Consider the following 16,758-nt stretch of genomic DNA (forward strand, 5'->3'; position numbering starts at 1 on the left):
TCAGGGAGAGCCGACCCGGTGCCATTCGGGGAGCAGTTCCTCCACCAGCGCCTCCGTCTCGGGTTGCAGCTGGTCGATCATCGGGTCGCGGCCGATGCGGCCGCGCAGCTCGTCCACCGCGACCTTGACCTGTGCCTGGTCGCCGGTCGCGTGGGTGGCGCGGAGCAGGTCGCGCCACAGGCCCTCGTCCTCGGGCGCGAGCCGCAGCCCCGCGCGGGCGGCGGCGACGGCGCCGCGCGCGTCGCCCTCGTCCAGCCGCAGCACGGTGAGCCGGTGCGCGACGTCGACGACCCGCGCGGTCGCCTCGTACTCCAGGTCGTGCGCGGCGAGCCAGGCGTACCGGCCGCGCGGGCGGCCGGCGAGCAGCGGGCCCCGGACGAGGTCCAGCGCGTACGCCATGTAGGCCATCTCCGACGCGGGCTCGGCGGCCGACCGCCACACCAGCCACCGGAACACCGCGAGGTCGACGCGGACCTCCGAGCCGAGCCTGATCCGGCCGCGCTCGTCGTAGTACAGGTTCGGGCGGCCCCGGGCGTCGCGGCCCAGCCAGTCCGACACGCGGGCCACGCACGCGTCGCGGACGCCTGCGGTGACGCCGCGCGGCCAGATCGCGCCGGACAGCACCGTCGGGTGCACGCCGTTCGGGTGCGCCGCCAGGTAGACCAGCACCTCGGTGCACAGCTCGCGGCGGCTCTCGTCCATCGGGCCGGGCGCCTCGACCTCGATCGGGCCGAGCAGCCGGACGTCCACCGACGACTGCTGCGCGGCGGGCGGCTGCGGGCCGGCCGCGAGGTCCGGCAGCGGCACCGACTCGGCCCGGCCGGCCGTCCGGAACAGCTCGAACACCGCGCGGTACTGGTCGTCGCGGACGAGCTGGGCGTCCACCTCGAAGCCGAGGACGCCGGCGTGCAGCCGGCCCCGCTCGTCGACGTCCCAGGTCCAGGTCGCGCCCTGCACGTCGCCGGGGACGAGGTACCCGGCGGCCATCCGGGTGCCGGTGCGGGCGAGCGCGACGAGCCGGTCGGCCTCCTGCTCGGTCGGCGGGTCCGCCATGATCAGGTAGTGCGGCATCCACGCCTCGCCGAACACGCCGCGGCACCGCCCGGTGAGCACCGAGTCGACGCCGGACGCGGCGAGCGCCTGCCGCACCTCCTCGCTGCGCCCCTCCAGCTCCGGCAGCGCGTCCGCGAGGTTCGGCACGGACCGGATCCGGTCCGGCGCGATCCGCCCGAGGCCGTCGCCGAACTCGGAACCGAACCCGACGAGCGTGATCCGCATGTGGTCCGACCACCGGTTCGTCGCCAGCTCCATCGCGATCGCGGCGAGCGCGGCGCGCCGGTCGGCGTCGGGACCGCGCAGCGCGATCAGCCCGTGCGCCGCCTCCAGGTCGACGAGGATGCGGCCGTTGTCGTTGGTGCCGATGGACACCAGGCCCGGGTAGGGGGCGAGGACGTCGGCGAGGTCGGAGGCCTCCAGCCCGGCCGCCGCGTCGGCGCGCAGCCGCCACACCTGCCCGTCGTCGAACGCCTGCCAGGGCGCCGGCGGGTTGCGGTCGGCGGGCGCGATCCACAGGTCGATGCTGCCGCTGCCGAGGTGCACCCCGTAGACGGTCGGGAGGGCGCGGCCGCCGGCGGCCATCGACTTGGACAGGTGCCGCAGCTCGAGGTCCAGCAGCCGCGCGCCGTCCGGGTCGGCGCCGAACCGCAGTGCCCGCTCGGCCTCCGCCGCCGCGCCCTCCGGCCGGACGATCATGTGCCCGAACGCGCGGTTCCACATCTGCGCGCGGCGGCGCCGGCCGAGCGCGCCGAGCAGCCCGGCGGCCAGCAGCGACGCCGCGGCGAGCCCCTGCGGCCACGTCACCTCGAACGACCGGCCGGGCTCCTCGTAGGAGGTCCTGGTCTGCCCGGGGACGGTCGCGCCGCCGCTCCCGGCGCCGCCGCCCATCGCGCCGGACGGCCCGTCCGTGGCACCGCCGTGCGCGGGCGGGTGCGAGGGCGTCTCGGCCTGGTGGGATGGCGAGGGCGCGTGTGAGGGCGCGGGTGTGTGCGATGGCGCGGGTGTGTGCGCGGGCGCCTGCGTGTGCGTGGGCTGGGGCGCGGGCGTCTGCGGCGCCGGGGTGTGCGCAGGCGCCTGGGTCTGGGACGGCTGCGGCGCCGGGGTCGCCGGAGCGGAGGGCTGCGGGGCCGGCTTCTGCGGTGCGGGCGTCGAGGGCGCGGGCTCCTGCGGGTGCTGCTCGTGGTCGGGGACGGCGTGCCCGTACCGGTAGTAGTCGTGCAGGTCCTGGACGGGGATCGCCTGCGCGTGCTTGGCGTCCGCCGGCATCTCCAGGATCCAGCCGGGGCGGATCAGGCTCGCGATGGTGAGGCGCGTCCCGTCCGGTTGCACGTGCCCCTTGTTGAGGTCGTAGATCTCCTTGTAGCGGCGTCCTTCGCCGAGGCACTTCTCGGCGATCTCCCAGAGGCTCTCGTGGTGGCGGCCCTCCGGCGGATGCACCCGGTAGATCTTGGTGCTGACCGGCTCCTCGGCGAGGGACTGGGTGCGGGTGTCGGCGGGCGGCGGCGCGGCCTCGGCGGGCCGGTGGTCCTGCGCGTCCGGTACCCGGCGGTGCTCCTGCGCCTGTGCGTGCGCGGGACGCTGCGCCAGCCCGCCCGAGAGCGCCGGCACGATCACCGACGTGGCGGTGAACAGCAGCAGCGCGGCGACCACGAGCCGGTGCACCAGCGACTGCGTGCCGCCGGCGAGCGGCACCCGCGCGGGCACGCCGACACCGCGTATCCCCGCGTACACCTCGACGACCACGCACAGCGCGAGCTGGATCCAGGCGAGCCAGACCAGCACGACGAGGATGCCGATGAGCGAGCCGGGGCCGACCCGGTGGCCGAGGTCGGACGCGGCGGGCAGGTGCGACGGGAGCGGCGAGCCGAAGAACGTCAGCAGTGCGTACGGAACCCCGGCCAGAAGCGCGGCCAGCGCAACGAGCGCACCGATCCCGGCGAGAACGTCCCCGGCACTACGCCGCCTGCCATACAGGGGTCCGCGCGACCGCGCCGAAGGGCGCTGCCCGTGCCGCGTCACCATCGCGCCCCCACCGTTCTCCGGTCCTCGGACGTCGCACCCATGGTAAAGCCGTTCTCGGTGGTCCTCACGGGCCGTTTCCTCCGGTGACGGGGTGGGCGGTCTCCGTGGAGGACAGGGTGAACGAGCCGAGGCCGGGGATGATCCCGAGGATCTGCGGCTTCACCGTGATCTCGACGGTGACCGTGACCTGCTGCTGGTCGGCGTCGCACCGGGACGCGGCGACCTCGGTGCCGGACGCGCCGAGCAGGTCGCAGGCGGCGGTGCGGGCCCGGCCCGGGTCGAGGACGGGCTCGCCGGTCGCGCGGAGCGCGTCGGTGTCGATCTCGTTGGCGCCGGCGCGGGCGGCCTGCTCGGCCAGGTCGGCGGCGCGCTGCCGGGCGTGGATCGCCAGGCCGCCGTCGACCAGCAGGCCCGCCAGCATCAGCACGATCGGCGTGAACAGGACGGTGTACATCGCGATCGTGCCGCGGTCGTCCCGTACCCGGGCGCGTGCCGCGGCGCGGCGCAGGGCGCGTCTCATCGGCCGTCCTCCGGTTCCGCGGGGGCGTCCCCGCCGCCCCGGAAGGTGAAGGTGTCGATCGGGGCGACCGACCGGCCCTGCAGCCGCTTGCTGCCGGGCAGCCCGATGAACGCCAGGTCGGAGAGGTTCACGTCGCAGACGATCGTCACCGCGACGCGGCCGCCGGGTGCGAAGTCCGACACGTCGGTCTGGACGGACGGCCCGCCGGAGCACCAGTGCGAGTCGCGGAGCCCGGCGGTGGCGGTCTCCTGCGCGAGCTCCTGCGCGGAGCCGGCGTCGCGGGCGATGGACGCGGCGCGCACCGCGTCGCGGGCGGCGCCGTCCACCTGGCTCTGCGCGTCCACCATCCGCCCGGCTCCGGCGAGGAACAGCAGGAACGCCACGAACAGCGGCGTGACCAGCACCAGTTCCAGCGACATCGAGCCCCGGTCGTCGCCGCGCCGCCCCTTCACCGGCCCGCGCCCTGCTGGCAGGCGAGGCCCGCGCCGACGTCCGGGCGGAAGCATTCGATCGGGCCCTGCGACCGCTGCGACACGTGGAAGGTCAGGAACGGGATGACCTGGACGGCGTTGCCGCTGACCTCGACCCAGCGTTCGTCGTTGACCTCGCCGGTGTCCACGCGCAGGCCGCTGATCAAGTGGGGGCCGACGTGGTCGATGTCGCCGGTGGCCTTGGCGACCGCCGCGTCCTGCCAGCCGCCGCCGACGGGCTCGGTGCGGGCGACGCGGGCGCCGGCCTGCGCGGCGGCCAGCGCGACGTGCCGGGCGTGGAACACCATCGTGAACTGGACGACGGCGAGCAGCACGAGGATGAGCACCGGCGTGAGCAGCGCCCATTCCATCGACGACGCGCCCCGGTCGGACCGCAGCCGCCGGGCCGCCGCGACGGCCCACCGCCGCGCCGGTCGCACGGGTGCACGGGACCGCATTCCGGTCATCCCGTGTTGATGCTGTTGGCCTTGTCCTGGATCTTCTTCTGGATGATCGCGCCGATGGTGATCGCGATCAGGGCGAGGATCGCGGTGATGATCGCCCATTCGATCGCGGACGCGCCCTTGGTGCGCTCCTCCTCGTCGCGCAGCCGCGCCAGCCGGGTGGCCAGCAGCGCGCGCAGATAGACCAGGGCGGGATCGTTCAGCGGGTTCATCGTGCCACCTCCAGGGGGACTGCGGGGACGGGCCCGGCGGGATGCGGCGTCACGAGGCGAGCACCCGCATCAGGGCCGGATAGGCCAGGAAGACCAGGAAGCCGGCGCACAGGAACAGCTGCGCGACGAGCATGGACTGCGACCGCTCGCCCGCCCGGCCCTCCAGGTCCGAAAGCTCGCGGCTGCGCATCGAGGCGGCGCGCGCGGACAGCGACGCGCGGATCTGCGCGCCGTCGTCGGACACCAGCGCGAGCGCGCCGGCGAGGTCGCGCAGCTCGGCGATGTCGAGGTCGTCGCCGAGCCGGCCGAGCGCCTGCCAGGGCGTCTGCCCGGTGAGGCGGGCGTTGCCGAGCGCGTCGCGGATCCGGCGCATCGCCGGTCCGTCCCCGACGTTCGACGCGCTCATCAGCGCCTCCGGGACGCCGCGCCCGCCCGCGAGGTTCATCGAGACCAGGTCGAGGAACGCGCCGACGACGTGCCGGAAGTCCTGCCGGCGGGCCTGCGCCTCCTGCCGCAGCTGCATGTCGGGGAAGAAGAAGAACAGCGCGGCGAACAGCACGCAGATCCACACCGGGACCTGCACGGACGAGCCGAAGCCGAGCAGCGCGAAGTAGGCGACGATCAGCGGGATGAACAGCAGCGCGGCGGCGGGCAGCAGGAACTTGGTCGCCAGGAACGCCTCCAGCGACCGCTCGGTGATGGCGAGGTCGGCGCGGATCGAGCGCATCTTCCAGCCGCGCGACTCGCAGAACTCCGCCAGCTCCCGGCCGAGCCGGGCGCGCATCCCGCCGACCCGGCCGAGCGGCGGGGACGTCCCGGCCCGGGCGTCCTCGAGGTCGCGGCGGCGGGCGGCGTCGAGCGCGGCCATCCGCGCGGCGAGGCCGGGCCGCGCCGGGAACAGCGCCCGGACGAGCCCGTACAGGCCGAGGCCGACGACGGCGCCCGCGAGGATCGCACCGGTCACGCGTCACCGCCCCTCATGCCGGACCGCCGCCCGCGTCCATGGTGTGGCGGCCGCGCAGCGGGACGTCCTGGGTCGTGCCCGTGCGCCCGGCCTGGGCGGCGCGTCCGGCCTGCCAGGCCGCGACGGTGCTGGGCACCTCGCCGGGCACGCCGGGGCCCGCCTGCCGCGGCTCGCTGAGGAACCGTCCGGGCAGGTCGTACTTGGCGAGGCGGCGCAGCCACAGGAACGCGGCGGCGTACAGGGCGACGACGACGCACAGCACGAGCTGGCCGAGGAAGTCGTCGTAGGGCTGCACGTAGGAGTGGTTGAACACGGCGAGCGCGAGGGCCGTGCCGACCGAGACGCCGACGACGATCCGGACGCTGCGGCGGGTGGAGCGGCGGTCGGCCTCGACGCGGCGCCGCATGTCGAGTTCGGCGCGGGCGGACGTCGCGAGCGCGGTCAGCATGTCGCGCAGGCCGGGCCCGCGCAGCTTGGCGTTCAGAATGAGCGCGGCGACGACGAGGTCGGCGGACGGGTCGTCGATGTCGTCGGCGAACCGGCGCAGCGCCTCCGGCATCGGGACGCGGGTGTGCAGCCGGTCGACGAGGTCGCGCAGCGGCTGCCGCAGCGCCGCCGCGGCGGCGCGCTGCGAGGCGGGGATGGCCTGTTCGAGGCCGACCGCGCCGGCGATGGTGTCGCGCAGCGACTCGGTCCAGGCGGCGAGGCCCTCCAGCCGCGCCATGCCCTTGCGCTCCTCGGCGGCGCCGCCGGCCAGGCCGTCCCAGGCGAGCACGAGCGCGCCCGTCCCGGCGGCGGCGATCGGCCAGCGGGTCACCACCAGGACGAGCACCCCGGTGATGATCGCGACTGCGGTGCGGGTGGTGAGGGTGCGGACCAGGTCCTCGCGGCTGCGGCCGCGCGCCGGGCGGGTCCGCGCGGGCAGACCGCGGATCGCCACGCCGAGCAGCAGCAACCCGCCGCCGACCACGGCGCCGGCGACGATCGCGAGCAGCACGTCCGCGGAGTACATCACCCACCTCCCGCGCGGTTCACCAGACACCTCCGTGGGACGGGTCGTAGCCGTGCTCGGCGAGCTCGTCGACGCACGCGATCGGCGCGGCCGGCACCGCGGCCCCGCCGGGCCCGAGCGCGAACACCTCCGACGACAGCACCCGCCCGTCCACGCCGGTCACCTCGCGGACGCTGGCGACGTAGCGGCGCAGCCGCCCGCCGGAGGCGTAGTCGTTGCGCTTCTCGATGAACACCACGAAGTCGATCGCGCCCGCGATCAGCATGTGCGTGGCCTCGACGGGCAGCCGCTCCTCCGACTGGATCGCGTAGGTGGAGATGCGGTTGAACACCTCCGCCGAGGAGTTGGCGTGGATCGTCGACAGCGACCCGTCGTTGCCCTGCGTCATCGCGTTCAGCATCGTGACGATCTCGTCGCCGAGGACCTCGCCGACGATGACGCGCGAGGGGTTCATCCGCAGCGACCGGCGGACCAGCTCCGCCATCGAGATCGCGCCCTGCCCCTCGGAGTTCGGGAGGCGCTGCTCGAACGCCACGCAGTTGGGGTGCAGCTCGGGGAAGGCGTCCAGGCCGAGCTCCAGGGCCCGCTCGACGGTGATGAGCCGCTCGTGCGCCGGGATCTCGTTGGCGACGGCGCGCAGCAGCGTCGTCTTGCCCGCGTTCGTCGCGCCCGCGATCATGATGTTCTTGCGGGCGAGGACGGCGGCGCGGAAGAACCGGCCGAGCTCGGGGCTGAAGGTGCCGTTGCCGATCAGGTCGGCGAGGAAGACCTTGCCGAGCCGGGCGCGCCGGATCGACAGCGCGGGGCGCAGCGTCACGTCCATCACGGCCGACAGCCGCGAGCCGTCGGGCAGCCGCAGGTCCAGCTGCGGGTTCGCGGTGTCGAACGGCCGCGACGACAGCCCGCTGTAGGCGGCGAGGATCTGGATCAGCTCGACGAGCTCCTCGTCGGTCTCGGCGACCGGCTCGCCCATGACCTCCCGGCCGTCGGCGTAGCCGATGAACACCCGGTCGCAGCCGTTGATGTCGATGTTCTCGATCTCGGGGTCCTCCAGCAGCGGCTGGAGGCGGCCGACCCCGAACAGCGCGGCGTGCACCCCGGCGGCGAGCGCCTCCTCCTCCTCGGCGTTCGGCGGGCGCCGCCCGGAGGTGATCTCGCCGCGCGCGAACTCCTCCAGCACCTGGCCGATCAGCGCGCGGGCGAACTGCCGCTCGTCCTCCCCGGACATGGGCGGCAGGCCGTGTGCGGCGTCCATCCGGCGCTGCTGGGCGAGCCGGTCGCCGACCTCCTGGCGGAGCCGTTTGACGAGGACGTGGTCCACCTAGCGCCCCCGCTCCTCGTGTCGCCCACCCGCGGGGACCTGGTCGGGGCGCGCGTCCGGCGGAGCGGCGGGCCGCCCGTTCGGGACGGCGTGCGGCCCGCTCTCGCGCGGCCCGGCGGCCGGGGCCCCGGCCGCCGGCGCGTCGCCGGGCGGGGGCGGCGCCGCGGCGCCGGGGTGCTCGGGCGTCCCGGCGGACGCGGGGGACGACGCGGGGGACACAGGGGACGCTGCGGCGATCCGCGCGGTCAGGTCGCCGGCGACCTCGCGGGCCGAGCGGATCAGCAGTGACCGGTCCAGCCGGCCGCCCCACCGGCCCGACAGCAGGTCGGCGCCCTTCGGGTCGAGCGCGAGGCCGCCGAGCACCCGCACGTCGGGCGGGGGCGGCCCGGGCGCCGCGGCCGGGTCGGGGACCTGCCGGCCGCGCGCGCCGAGGATGATCCGGTCGACCTCGGCGATGGAGCCGCGGAAGTCGCGCGGGTCGGCGAGCACCAGCACCCCGATCGGCGGTCCGCCGCGCAGCTCCGCGCTGAGCGCGGCGACGCGCTCGCGCAGGTGCGCGACCTGCTCGAGCGTGGCACGGGTCAGCAGGACGACCAGGTCGGCCTCGCGCAGCAGGCCGAGCAGCGGGGTGCCGGCGCCGAGCCGCCCGCAGTCGGCGATCACGTCGACCGGGGCCAGGCCGGCGAACGCGCGGCCGAGCGGCCCCCACAGCCACGTCATCGCCTGCGCCTGCTCGGCGTTGGTGGTCCCCACGAGGACGTCGAGGCCACCGACGAGCCGCTGGCAGTGCTCGGCGACCTGGTCGGGGCGCAGCCCGCGGCGGGCGGTCGCGGCGAGGCTGAGCAGCCCGCGCGCGGGGTTCAGCATCCCGCCGTCGCCCTCGCCGCCGGGGGCCGCGGCGGGCAGCCGGTACACCAGGTCGCCGCCCGCCTGGTCGCACTCGGCGACCAGCACCGGGCGCGGCCACACCGCGCCGAGGGCCACGGCCGCCGTCGTGACGCCCGGCGCCCCCTTGTCGGCCGCGAGCGCGATCAGTGCCACGTCAGTTCCCGCCCGTGCCCGGAGTGCCGTTGCCGGTGCCCGGCGTGCCATTGCCGGTGCCCTCGCCGCCGGTTCCGGCGGGCGGCTGGGAGTCGCCGGGCACGGGCGACTGCTTGCCCTGCGCCCCGCCGCCGGACGCCTGCCCGGGCGCCTTCGTCCCCTCGGGGATCAGCGCGATCGCTACCGTCCCGGCGGACGCGGCCTGCGCCACCTGCGCGGCGTCGGCGGGCGCGATGGCGACGTCCACGTTCGTCTGGTCGGAGCGCAGCCGGCTGCCCCCGCCGCCGCCCACGTTGATCACGATGGCCTCGGCGGCGAGCACCGTCCCGGCGCGCGGCCCGCCGCCGCTGCCGACCGCGTACAGCGTCACCTTCTTGCCGCTCTCGACGCCGCCGGAGGGCAGCTGGCCCGGCTTGAGCGCGAGGCCGACGACGAGCCGGCCCTTCGCCGCCTCGTCGGTCCGGCTGATCATGCCGTTGGTCAGCAGCGCGCCCTTCACCAGCGGGACGGCCGCGTAGTAGCGCGACACGTTCAGCCGCTCGGACCAGTTGACGAACTGGACGCCGGTGTCGCCGACCTGCACCTCTTCCAGGGCGCTCTGCGGGATCCGCTGCCCGGCCGCGACCGGCTGCGCGATCCGGATCGCCGACACCCGCTGCCCGCTCGCCATCACCAGGTAGGCGCTGGCGAGCGCGCCGCCGAGGATCAGCAGCACCGCCAGGGCGGCCAGCGCCGGCTTGCGCTCGCGCGGGGAGACGGGCAGCCGCTGCCCGCCGGACGTACCGAGCCCGGAGCGGCCGAGCCCGCCGCCCGCGCCCGGCCCGGAGGAGCCGCCGGAGGGGGCGCCGGACGAGCCGCCGGCGAGAGCCTGCCGATTGGCCTTCATCGCGCTGCGCACGTGCCCCTTCCCGCCCTCCTGCGGACCCCGCCTCAGGAGGTCTCCGCATCACCGGGCGATCCATGCTTGCGGTGCGGGCAAGGCCGCGTCAATGGATTCGGTGAGGGTCGGCGGGCCGTTCTCTGGCGATACCGCGGTGACCTGCGAATTCGTTGATCACTTCGCTACTTACCACCAGTCACATCTGTCACTGACCCCATCCGCGGCGCCGTCACGGCGCGTTCTGGAAGCCGACGAGGCGGCCGAGCAGCGCCATGGCGTGGTCGAAGTAGGCGGCCCGCTCGTCGATCACGTTGGTGAATTGCCCGAACAATTCGAAGCTGACCGTCCCGTACAGGCCGGCCCACGCGGTGAACGCCCGCGCGAGCACGTCGTCGGGCACGGCCGCGGGGATCGTCTCCCGCGCGCGCGCCATGTCCCCGGCCACCCGGGACGGCACCGGCGGGCACGGCCCGGCGGGGTCGAGCGCGTCCGCGGCGTGCGCCTCCGCGACGATCCGCACGAAGACGACCGAGTCGCGCATGGCGGCGGGGACGGTGTCCTGCGGCGCCTCGTAGCCGGGCACCGGCGATCCGTACAGCAGCGCGTACTCGTGCGGGTGCGCGAGCGCCCATTCGCGGACGGCCCGGCACACCGCGAGCCACCGTCCGGCGTGGGACGCGCCCTCCTCGCGCGCAGTCTCGTCGGCGCGCTCCACCGCCTCGCCCACCGCGTTGTACCCGTCGATGATCAGCGCGGTCAGCAGGTCGTCGCGGCTGGGGAAGTAGCGGTAGATCGCCGAGGAGGCCATGCCCATCTCGCGGGCGACCGCGCGCAGCGACAGCCCCGCCGCGCCCGAGGTCGCCAGCTGCTCGCGCGCGATCCCGCTGATCTCCCGGATCAGCTCCGCCCGCACCCGTTCCCGTGCCGTCCGTCCGCTCATGCCGGGAGGTTAGCAGAGCACCGGAACAAAACGAGAGCACTGCTCTTGACGAACGGTGCTCACAAGAGAGAGCATTGCTCTCGCAAGGGAGCACCGAGCACACCACGACCGCGGTCGCCGCGACCGCACGCAAGGAGACAGCGATGGGCAAGCACGTGATCGTCGGAGCCGGCCAGGTCGGTTCGCACCTCGCCGAGCGGCTCACCGGGATGGGCCACGACGTCACCGTCGTGACCCGCTCCGGATCCGGGCCGGAGGGCGTCGAGCGGGTCGCCGCCGACGTCGCCGACCGGGCCCGGCTGACCGCCGTCGCGACGGGCGCCGACACGATCTACAACTGCGTCAACCCGCGGTACCACCGCTGGGTGCAGGACTGGCCGCCGATGGCCGCGTCCTTCCTCGGCGCCGCCGAGGACACCGGCGCGGCCCTGGTCACGCTCGGCTGCCTCTACGGGTACGGGCCGGTGGACGGCCCGATGACCGAGGACCTGCCGATGGCGGCGACCGGCGTCAAGGGGCGGGTGCGGGCGAAGATGTGGCACGACATGCTCGCCGCGCACGAGGCCGGCCGCATCCGCGCCACCGAGCTGCGCGGCTCCGACTACTACGGCCCGCGCAGCACCGACCAGGCGTACATCGGCGAGGCGCGGTTCGTGAAGCCGCTGCTGGCGGGCAGGCGCGTCCCCTACTTCAGCGACCCGTCCGTCCCGCACGCCTGGACGTACCTGCCGGACGTCGCCGAGGCCCTCGCCATCGCCGGGACGGACGAGCGCGCCTACGGCCGGGCCTGGCACATCCCGACCGGCCCCGCGGTCTCGACGCTGGAGGTCGGCGAGCGGCTGTGCCGGATCGCCGGCGCGCCCGCGCCGCGCATCTACGAGGTGCCGCGCCCGATCTTCAACGCGGTCGGCCTCTTCAACCCGATGGCCAGGGAACTGCGGGAGACCAGGTACCAGTTCGACAAGCCCTACATCCTGGACTCCTCCGCGTTCGAGACCACTTTCGGAATGGCGCCGACCCCGCTGGACGACGCCCTCAAAACCGTCGTCGCCGCCTCCCGCGACTCCCGCCCGGCCGCGCGGTGACGCCCCGGACCGGCTTCGCCGGAAAGTGGCGGCGCCGGTAATTAAGCTGGCCCGGACTGGCAGCGCCGGCGGCGCGGGGCGGCGCGCGATGGAGGGCTCGGATGCGGATCTCATTCACGGCGCTGACCGGCGGCGGACCACGCGACGTCGTGATCACGATGGACTCCGGAATCACCGTCGCCGGGGTCGCGCGGTCGCTGACCGCCGCGCTCGACGCGCCGGCGCCGGCCGGCGGGGTGCCCGCTCCGCGGTTCTCCAAGGAGGCGCTGCTCACCGGGGGCCCGCGGGCGCCGCGGCCCGCGTCCGGCGGGTCGCCCGCCGAGCGCATGGCGCTGTGGATGGACGGCCGGATGCTCGACCCGCAGGCCCTCGCCGCCAAGGAGCTGCGCGACGGCGCGGTCGTCGCGGTCGAGCGGGGCGCCGCCGCCGCGACCGTCCTCGCCGAGCCCGCCGGGCTGGTCGAGGTCCGGGTCGTCGGCGGGCCCGCCGCCGGGCCGGTGCACCGGCTCGGCCTCGGCGTCAGCACGATCGGCTCCGGCGACGACGTCGACGTCGTCCTCGACGACCCGTCCGTGCCGGCCCGGTCGCTGCGGCTCACGGTCGGCCGCGACGCGGTGCAGGTCGAGGCGTCCGCGATGACGATGCAGGGCGCCGCCAGGCTCGACGGCGAACCGCTGACCGCCAGGACCGCCTGGCCGATGGGCGGGATGCTGACGGTCGGCGCGAGCGTGCTGACCCTCGCGCCGAGCGCCGCGCCCGACACCCACCTGGAGCCGCTGCCGGAGGGCGGCCTGGCGTTCAACCGGCCGCCCCGGCTCGCGCCCGCGCATCGCGTCCGGACGCTGGAGGTCCCCAAGCGGCCCGAGCGGAATCCGCGCGAGCGCCTCCGGCTGTTCGGCGCGATCCTGTTCGCGGTGTTCGGCCTCGCCATGGCGTTCGGGCTGCACCAGTGGTGGTGGGCGCTGTTCGCGCTGGCCTGGCCGGTGATGACGGTCGGCGAATGGGCCGGCGACCGGATGCACGGCCGCAAGTCGTACAAGAAGGCGCTGAAGGAGTACCAGCGCAAGGCCGACGCGTTCGGCGGCGAGCTGGACGGGCTGCGCCGCGAGGACGAGGCCGAGCGCCGCGCCCTGCACCCCGACCCCGCCGAGGTGCTGCTCACCGCGACCGGCCCGCGCCGCCGCCTGTGGGAGCGCCGCCGCGACGACCCCGACGCGCTGCACCTGCGGCTCGGCCTCGCCGACCTGCCCGCCCGCGTCGAGCTGACCGACCCCGCGGGCGGCGACGCCGGCGCGCTGCCGGTCCCGGCCGCCCGCCTGGTGCCGGTCGCGCTGCCGCTCGGCGAGCTCGGCGTGATCGGGCTGACCGGGCCGCGCCCGGCGTCCCGCGCGCTCGCCCGCTGGCTCGTCGCGCAGGCCGCCGTCCTGCACAGCCCCCGCGACCTCGCGATCATCGTGCTGTCCGCCGACCAGCATGCCGGGGACCAGTGGAACTGGGTGCGGTGGCTGCCGCACTGCGCGCCGCGCGAGGGCGAGGAGTGCGTGGCGCTCGTCGGCGCCGACCCCGAATCCGCGGCGCACCGCGTCACCGAGCTCGCGATCCGTGTGACGGAACGGCGCCGCGCCGCGCAGGCCGAATCGGCGTTCTTCGGGCAGGGCAAGCCCGCCGACGCCGTCCCCTACAACATCCTGCTGGTGCTGGACGGCGCGCGCGCACTGCGCCGCATCCCCGGCATGCCGATGCTGCTGTCACGCGGCGTCGAGTACGGCATCCACGCCATCTGCGTGGACGACGAAGAGCGCCTCCTTCCCGAAGAGTGCAACGCCATCGCCGAGTGGGACCCGCAATACCCGTCCTTCGTCCACCTGCGCGGGCAGGGCCTCGACGACCTCGGCCCCGTGCTCGCCGACCAGGTGTCCCCGGCCTGGACCGAACGCGTGGCGCGCGCGCTTGCGCCCGTACGGGACGTCTCCCGCGAGGACGCCCAGGAGGCCATTCCGTCGAACGTCCGGCTCCTGGACCTGCTCGACATGGCCGAGCCGACCGCCGAGCACATCCTCCAGTCCTGGTCGCGGACGGGCGGCCGCTGCACGCGGGTGCCCATCGGCCTGGGCTCGGGCGACCGTCCCGGACGTCCCGGGCAGCCCTACGAGATCGACCTCCGCACCGACGGCCCGCACGGCCTCATCGCCGGGACGACCGGCGCGGGCAAGTCCGAACTGCTCCAGACGCTCATCGCGTCCCTGGCCGTGGCGAACCGTCCCGACGAGATGACGTTCGTCCTCATCGACTACAAGGGCGGCGCCGCGTTCAAGGACTGCGCGCGACTGCCCCACACCGTCGGCATGGTCACCGACCTCGACGGGCACGCCACCGAACGCGCCCTGGAATCCCTCGCCGCCGAGCTCCGCCGCCGCGAGGAGATCCTGCTGCACGCGGGCGCCAAGGACATCGACGACCACAACGACCGTGCCGGAACGATGCCGCGGCTCGTCCTCGTCATCGACGAGTTCGCCGCGATGGTCACCGAGCTGCCCGACTTCGTCGCGGGCCTGGTCGACATCGGGCGCCGCGGCCGGTCCCTCGGCGTCCACCTGATCCTCGCGACCCAGCGGCCCGCCGGCGTCGTCACCGCCGACATCCGCGCCAACACCAACCTGCGGATCGCGCTGCGCGTCACTGACCCCGACGAGTCCACCGACGTCATCGACGGCCCCGAGGCCGCCCGGATCCCGAAGGCCACGCCGGGCCGCTGCTACGTCCGCTCCGGCGCGGCGGCGCCGCACGCCGTCCAGTCCGCGCGGATCGGCGGGCGCCGCGCCGGGCCCGCCGGGCAGCACACCAGCGTCCTGCCGCTGCCCTGGCAGGGCCTCGGCCACCCGCTGCCCGCAGCCGCGGACCCGGCCGGCGGGGACGGCGACGCGCCGGTCACCGACCTCGCCGTCCTCGTCCAGGCCGTCGACGAGGCCGCCCGCCGCGCCGGGATCGCCCGCCAGCCGTCGCCGTGGCTGAACCCGCTGCCCGACCGCGTCCGGCTCACCCCGCGCACCGCCGCGGGCGGCTCGGTCGTGGACGTGCCCGCGATCCCGTTCGGGATCACCGACCTGCCCGCCGTCCAGTCGCGCGAGCCGCTCGTCCTGGACCTGGCGTCCGGCGGGCACCTGTACATCGCCGGGTCCGCGCAGTCGGGACGCTCCACCGCGCTGCGCACCATCGCCGGGTCCCTCGCCGGCGCCTGCTCCCCCTACGACGCGCACCTCTACGCCATCGACTGCGGCGCCAACGCGCTGCTCCCGCTGATCTCGCTGCCGCACTGCGGCGCCGTCGTCACCCGCGACCAGCTCGACCGCTGCGAGCGCCTGCTCACCGCGCTGTCCGCCGAGGTCGCGCGCCGCCAGCAGCTCCTCGCCGAGGCCGGGTTCGCCTCCCTCGCCGAGCAGCGCGCCGCCGTCGCCGCCACCGACCGGCTCCCCTGGATGGTCCTGCTCCTGGACCGCTGGGAGGGCTTCCTCGGCGCGTTCGAGCACTACGACTACGGCCGCCTCGTCGACCAGGCCCTCCGCCTGCTGCGCGAGGGCGCCGCCGTCGGCCTGCGCGCCGTGTTCACCGGCGACCGCACCGGCCTCGGCGGGCAGATCTCCACCGTCTTCGACCGCCGCCTCGTGCTGCGGATGGCCGACCCCAACGACTACGGCTACGCCGGGCTGCAGGACCGGCAGGTCCCCGCCGCGATGCCGCCCGGCCGCGCCCTCGAACCGGCCGCGCCCGGCGCCGCGCCCCGCGAGTCCCAGATCGGGCTGCTCGGCGACGACCCGTCCGGCACCGCCCAGGTCGCCGCGCTCCAGGAGATCGCCCGCACCTGCGTCGCCCGCTACGGCCGCCTGCCGCGCCGGCAGCGGCCCCTGCACGTCGACGAGCTGCCCGTCCGCGTCACCTACCGGGAGGCGATGGCGCTGGACGAGGCGTTCCTCGCGCCGTCGGCGCTGTGGGCCCTCGTCGGCGTCGGCGGCGACACCCTCGCCCCGGTCGGCGCCGACCTGTTGAACGAGGGCCCCGGCTTCACCGTCGCGGGCCCGCCCCGCTCGGGGCGCTCCACCACGCTGCGGACGATCGTCCATTCGCTGCTCGACCCGGCGGTCGGCGGCGGCCTGGTCCCCGTGGTCCTGGTCACGCCGCGCCGCTCCCCGCTGCGCCTGCTGTCCGGCCGCCAGGGCGTCCTCGGCGTGCTCACCTCCGACTCGGACCCCGACGACCTGGAGCGCGCGATCGGCGACGAGCACCGCTACGCCGTCGTCGTCGACGACGCCGAACTCCTCGACGAGACCGACATGGACGACGCCCTGGCCGGCCTGCTGCGCACCGCCCGCGACGGCGAGCACGCCGTCGTGGTCGGCGGCACCACCGCCGACCTCGGCCGCGGCTACCGGGGCTTCCTCGCCGACGCCCGCCGGTCGCGCTCGGGGGTCCTGCTGTCGGTCGAGTCGCCCGACGACGGCGACCTGTTCGGCCTGCGCCTGCCCCGCAACGCCCCGCTGGCGGGCCCGACCGGCCGCGGGCTGTTCGTCGCCGCCGGCGCCACCACCCAGATCCAGGTCGCGCTGCCGCCGCCGGTCGGCAACGAGTGACCACCGGCGACCACATGGCGGCGCATGAGGGCGTGCAAGGCCGAGCTCGAAGCCGAGGAACCGCACCCCCGAAACGACGCGACCGTCCCGCGCGGCCCCGGCGGGGAACCGGGGGCGGGGACGGTGATGCGGGTCCCGGCCTCGGG

General features: G+C 75.7%; 13 protein-coding genes. 2 read left to right on the forward strand and 11 right to left on the reverse strand.

Annotated elements, in window-relative coordinates:
* From QP089_RS10760 to QP089_RS10810, 11 genes are all read right to left on the reverse strand, one after another.
* Positions 1 to 3,078: a BTAD domain-containing putative transcriptional regulator gene (locus tag QP089_RS10760; protein ID WP_285911350.1), complete on the reverse strand. Its 3,078-nt coding sequence runs from the start codon at positions 3,076 to 3,078 to the stop codon at positions 1 to 3.
* Positions 3,079 to 3,142: 64 nt separating this feature from the next.
* Positions 3,143 to 3,598 carry a TadE/TadG family type IV pilus assembly protein gene (locus QP089_RS10765; RefSeq protein ID WP_285911351.1) on the reverse strand — a complete coding sequence of 152 codons (456 nt, stop codon included), beginning with the start codon at positions 3,596 to 3,598 and terminating at the stop codon, positions 3,143 to 3,145.
* Positions 3,595 to 4,050: a TadE family protein gene (locus QP089_RS10770; RefSeq protein ID WP_285911352.1), complete on the reverse strand. Its 456-nt coding sequence runs from the start codon at positions 4,048 to 4,050 to the stop codon at positions 3,595 to 3,597. The genes QP089_RS10765 and QP089_RS10770 overlap by 4 nt, the downstream gene beginning before the upstream one ends.
* Positions 4,047 to 4,508, reverse strand: coding sequence for a TadE/TadG family type IV pilus assembly protein (locus tag QP089_RS10775; protein ID WP_285911353.1), 462 nt, complete (start codon positions 4,506 to 4,508; stop codon positions 4,047 to 4,049). The genes QP089_RS10770 and QP089_RS10775 overlap by 4 nt, the downstream gene beginning before the upstream one ends.
* A 23-nt stretch (positions 4,509 to 4,531) precedes the next feature.
* Entirely contained in the window at positions 4,532 to 4,744 is a 213-nt protein-coding gene (locus tag QP089_RS10780) for a Flp family type IVb pilin (protein ID WP_285911354.1), read from the reverse strand.
* 49 nt (positions 4,745 to 4,793) lie between these two features.
* A complete protein-coding gene (locus QP089_RS10785) occupies positions 4,794 to 5,708 on the reverse strand; it encodes a type II secretion system F family protein (protein WP_285911355.1) in 915 nt (304 codons plus the stop codon).
* Between the two features lie 13 nt (positions 5,709 to 5,721).
* Entirely contained in the window at positions 5,722 to 6,720 is a 999-nt protein-coding gene (locus QP089_RS10790) for a type II secretion system F family protein (RefSeq protein WP_285911356.1), read from the reverse strand.
* Positions 6,721 to 6,739: 19 nt separating this feature from the next.
* Positions 6,740 to 8,041, reverse strand: coding sequence for a TadA family conjugal transfer-associated ATPase (locus tag QP089_RS10795; RefSeq protein WP_285911357.1), 1,302 nt, complete (start codon positions 8,039 to 8,041; stop codon positions 6,740 to 6,742).
* Positions 8,042 to 9,082, reverse strand: coding sequence for a hypothetical protein (locus tag QP089_RS10800; RefSeq protein WP_285911358.1), 1,041 nt, complete (start codon positions 9,080 to 9,082; stop codon positions 8,042 to 8,044).
* A gap of 1 nt (position 9,083) precedes the next feature.
* A complete protein-coding gene (locus QP089_RS10805; protein WP_285911359.1) occupies positions 9,084 to 9,980 on the reverse strand; it encodes a hypothetical protein in 897 nt (298 codons plus the stop codon).
* Between the two features lie 211 nt (positions 9,981 to 10,191).
* Positions 10,192 to 10,902 carry a TetR/AcrR family transcriptional regulator gene (locus QP089_RS10810; protein WP_285911360.1) on the reverse strand — a complete coding sequence of 237 codons (711 nt, stop codon included), beginning with the start codon at positions 10,900 to 10,902 and terminating at the stop codon, positions 10,192 to 10,194.
* Between the two features lie 143 nt (positions 10,903 to 11,045).
* Between QP089_RS10810 and QP089_RS10815 the strand changes: the two genes are divergently transcribed.
* Complete coding sequence (locus tag QP089_RS10815; protein WP_285911361.1) at positions 11,046 to 11,987, forward strand: NAD-dependent epimerase/dehydratase family protein; 942 nt, start codon at positions 11,046 to 11,048, stop codon at positions 11,985 to 11,987.
* A 101-nt stretch (positions 11,988 to 12,088) separates the two neighbouring features.
* Complete coding sequence (locus tag QP089_RS10820) at positions 12,089 to 16,612, forward strand: FtsK/SpoIIIE domain-containing protein (protein WP_285911362.1); 4,524 nt, start codon at positions 12,089 to 12,091, stop codon at positions 16,610 to 16,612.
* Positions 16,613 to 16,758: the final 146 nt, after the last annotated feature.

The sequence above is a fragment of the Actinomadura opuntiae genome (genome assembly GCF_030283205.1).
Classification (GTDB): Bacteria; Actinomycetota; Actinomycetes; order Streptosporangiales; family Streptosporangiaceae; genus Spirillospora.